Genomic DNA, 4,357 nt, shown 5'->3' with positions numbered 1-4,357 from the left:
CCCTCCACCGCAACCACGGCACCCTCCACCACTTCATCCACTCCGCCGCCCACGCCTGGACCCACGGCACCACCATCAACTGGCCCACCCTCCTCACCCCCTACCACCCCCACACCACCCCACTCCCCACCTACCCCTTCCAGAAACAGCACTACTGGCTAGACCCCACACCCACCGCGACCGATGCCCGAGGGCTCGGCCTGACGGCGGCCGGGCATCCGCTGCTGGGCGCGGTGGTCGAACTGGTGGAGCAGGACCGGCTGGTGTACACGGGGCGGCTCGCACTCGACGCCCAGCCGTGGCTCGCCGACCATGCCGTGCACGGCACCGTGCTGCTGCCCGGCACCGCGTTCCTGGAACTCACGATGGCGGTGGGAGCCCGGCTGGGCTGGGGCCGGCTGGCCGAGCTCACCCTGCAGACCCCGCTGGTGCTGGCATCGGACACGGCCGTGCAGCTCCGGGTGACCGTCGAGCCGCCGGCCGCGAACGGGCAGCGGGAGCTGGCCGTGCACTCGCGGCCGCAGGACGCCGAGCCCGGCAGCCCGTGGACGCGGCACGCCGTGGCGCTGCTCGACATCGACGACGACACCGCCGACTTCGACCTCGTCGAGTGGCCGCCGGCCGGCGCCCAGGAGATCGACGTGGAGAGCCGCTACGACGCCCTGACCGAGGCCGGGTACGACTATGGTCCCGCCTTCCAGGGCCTGCGGGCCGCCTGGCGGACCGACGGGGGTGTGTACGCCGAGGTGAGCCTGCCCGCCGAGCTGGACGGCACCGCCTTCGGCCTGCACCCGGCGCTGCTGGACGCCGCCCTGCACGCGGTCGGTCTGCTGCGCGAGGACGGGGGGACCGTCCTGCCCTTCTCCTGGTCCGGCGTCACCCGTCACACCGAGGGCACGGACACGCTGCGGGTGTGGCTCGGCGCCACCGGGAAGGACGGGGTGGCCCTGCGCGCGGCCGATGGCACCGGCAAGCCCGTGCTGTCGGCGGAGGCCGTCACGATGCGGCCGTTCACGGCCGGCCCGGCCGCCGGAGACGGTACCGACTCGCTGTACCGGCTGGAGTGGCAGCCGGTCCGGGCCGCCGAGGCCGACGTCGACGTGTGCCTGGTCGCGGACCTGGCCGACGTCCCGGATCCCGTACCGCAGGTGGTCGCCCTGCGATGTCCGGTCGCGGTGGGGGACGCGGACGGCACGGGAGCCGGTCTCGCGCGGGAGGCGCACCGGGCCGCGGGCTGGGCACTGGGCGTGGTCCAGGAGTGGCTGGCCGACGTCCGCTTCACCGGGTCCCGGTTGCTGGTGCTGACCGACGGCGCGGCCGGTCCCGGCCTCGCGGACGCCGCCCAGGCCACCGTGTGGGGCCTGGTCCGGACCGCACAGTCCGAACACCCGGACCGTTTCGGCCTGCTGGACGTGGACCCGGCACACCGGACCGACGCCGTGTCGGCAGCCGTCCTCACCGAGCCGCAGCTCGTACTGCGTGACGGTGCGTTGCTCGCGCCCCGGCTGGTGCGCCACACCGGCGGCGCCGGTACGGCCGGTGCCGTCCGGCTCGATCCGGACGGCACCGTGCTGGTCACCGGTGGCACGGGCGTGCTCGGCGCGGCGGTCGCGCGGCGTCTGGTGACCGAGCACGGCGCCCGCAGGCTGCTGCTGGTCAGCCGTCGCGGCCCCGCCGCGCCCGGCGCCGGGGAACTCGCCGCCGAGCTGACCGAGTCGGGTGCCGAGGTCACGGTCGCCGCCTGCGACACCGCCGACCGGGACGCGCTCGCCCAGCTGCTGACCGGCGTACGGCTCACCGCCGTCGTACACACCGCGGGCCTTCTGGACGACGGTGTGGTCGGGTCGTTGACCGCGGACCGGCTGGCCGCCGTACTGCGGCCCAAGGTGGACGCGGCGGCCCATCTGGACGAGCTCACCGCGGGGCAGGACCTCGCGGCGTTCGTCCTGTTCTCCTCGGTGGCGGGCGTGCTCGGCAACCCGGGCCAGGCCAACTACGCGGCGGCGAACGTCTTCCTCGACGCGCTCGCCGCCCGCCGCCGCGCCGCCGGGCGTCCCGCCACGTCGCTCGCCTGGGGTCTGTGGGCCGAACGCACCGGCCTCACCGGACACCTGGACGGCGGCACCCTCTCGACGCGCGGCATCGCCCCGCTGTCCGCCGAGGAGGGTCTCGGGCTCCTCGACCGGGCGCTGGCCGACGACAGCGCGGTACTCGTACCGGCCCGTCTCGATCCCGCCGCGCTGCGCGCGGACGCGCTCGCCGGGACCCTGTCCCCGGTGCTGCGCTCGCTGGTCCGGGTCCCGCAGCGGCGGCCCGGCGAGTCCGGTCTGCGCCGCAGGCTCGGCCGGATGCCGGTGGAGGAGGGCCGCCGGCTGCTGCTCGACCTGGTCCGCGCCCAGCTCGCCGCGGTCATCGGCCGTGATTCCGCGGAGGGGATCGACCCGGACCAGCCGTTCAAGGGTTTCGGGGTCGACTCGCTGCTCGCGGTGCAACTGCGCAACCGTCTGAACTCCGTCACCGGTCTGCGTCTGCCGGCCACCCTCGTCTTCGACCATCCGACGCCGGCCGCCGTCGCCGACTTCACACTGGCGCTCGCTCGGGAACGCACCGGGCGCGCCGCCCCGCCCTCCGCCGCCGTCGTCGCCCCGCGCACGGACGACGATCCGATCGTGATCGTCGGTATGGGCTGCCGTTTCCCGGGCGGGGTGGACTCGCCCGAGGCGCTGTGGCGGGTCGTCGCCGAGCAGCGCGACGTGATCTCCGGCTTCCCCGCCGACCGCGGCTGGGACCTCGACGCCCTCTTCCACCCCGACCCGGACCACTCCGGCACGTCCTACGTCCGGCACGGCGGGTTCCTCCACGAGGCCGCCGACTTCGACCCCGGCTTCTTCGGGATCTCGCCGCGTGAGGCGCTGGCGATGGACCCGCAGCAGCGCCTGCTGCTGGAAGTGTCGTGGGAGGCGTTGGAGCGGGCCGGGATCGCGCCGGGGTCACTGCACGGCAGCGACACCGGTGTGTTCGCCGGGGTGATGTACCACGACTACGGCGGTGGCGGCCGGCTGCCCGAGCAGGCGGAGGGTCACTTCCTGACCGGCACCACCGGCAGCGTCGCCACCGGCCGGGTGGCGTACACGCTGGGGCTGCACGGGCCGGCGCTCACGGTCGACACCGCCTGCTCGTCCTCGCTGGTCGCCCTGCATCTCGCGGTACGCGCCCTGCGCTCCGGCGAGTGCTCCCTCGCTCTCGCCGGGGGCGTCGCGGTGATGTCGACGCCGAACACGTTCATCGAGTTCTCGCGTCAGCGGGGACTCGCCGCCGACGGCCGCTGCAAGTCCTTCTCGGCCGACGCCGACGGCACCGCATGGGCCGAAGGCGTCGGCGTACTCGTGGTCGAACGGCTCTCCGACGCCCAGCGGCTGGGTCACGAGGTCCTCGCCGTCGTCGCCGGTACGGCCGTGAACCAGGACGGCGCCTCCAACGGCCTCACCGCACCCAGCGGCCCCGCCCAGGAACGAGTCATCCGCGCCGCCCTCCACGACGCGGGCCTGGCCCCCTCCGAGGTCGACGCCGTCGAGGCGCACGGCACCGGAACCGTCCTCGGCGACCCCATCGAGGCACAGGCCCTCCTCGCCGCCTACGGCCAGGAACGCGACGGCGGACCGCTGCTCGTCGGCTCGTTGAAGTCCAACCTCGGCCACGCGCAGGCCGCCGCAGGCGTCGGCGGCATCATCAAAATGGTCATGGCCATGCGCCACGGCGAACTCCCGGCCTCCCTCCACGTCGGCAAGCCCAGCGAGCTGATCGACTGGGACTCCGGCGGCGTGGAACTGCTCACCGAGCCGCGACCGTGGCCGACCGCGGACGGCAAAGTCCGGCGGGCCGGCGTGTCCTCCTTCGGGATCAGCGGCACCAACGCCCACGTCGTCCTGGCAGAGCCGCCGCTCGCTGACATCCCGGACGACACGGATGCGTTGGACGGGTCTCACCTGCCGTGGGTGCTGTCGGCGCGGTCGGCCGAGGCACTGGCCGAGACGGCCCGCCGCCTGGCCGAGCACGTGCGGGCACGGCCCGAACTCCGCCCCGCCGACGTGGCGTTCTCGCTGGCCACCGGTCGCTCCGCGTTCGAGACACGGGCCGTGGTCGACGGCTCCGGGGGCCGCGAGGGTATCCTCGCCGGCCTGGACGCGCTGGCCTCCGGTGAGGCCGATGTCGTGTCCGCGGCCGTTTCGGGGGCGAAGCCCGGCCGCGGGTCGGGAGCACCTGTCGTGTTCGTGTTTCCGGGGCAGGGCTCGCAGTGGGCGGGCATGGCCACCGACCTGCTGGACACCTCACCCGTCTTCCACGACACCATCACCCA

Annotated in this window: 1 protein-coding gene; it reads left to right on the top strand. The window is 74.6% G+C overall.

What is annotated here, in order from left to right; genetic code table 11:
* Positions 1-4,357, top strand: a 4,357-nt coding sequence (locus ABZ576_RS34210) for a type I polyketide synthase (protein ID WP_360749967.1), incomplete at both ends; no start/stop codon positions are given.

Source organism: Streptomyces sp. NPDC013455 (assembly GCF_040632975.1).
Classification (GTDB): domain Bacteria; phylum Actinomycetota; class Actinomycetes; order Streptomycetales; family Streptomycetaceae; genus Streptomyces.
This window is presented reverse-complemented; position numbering and strand designations above follow the sequence as displayed.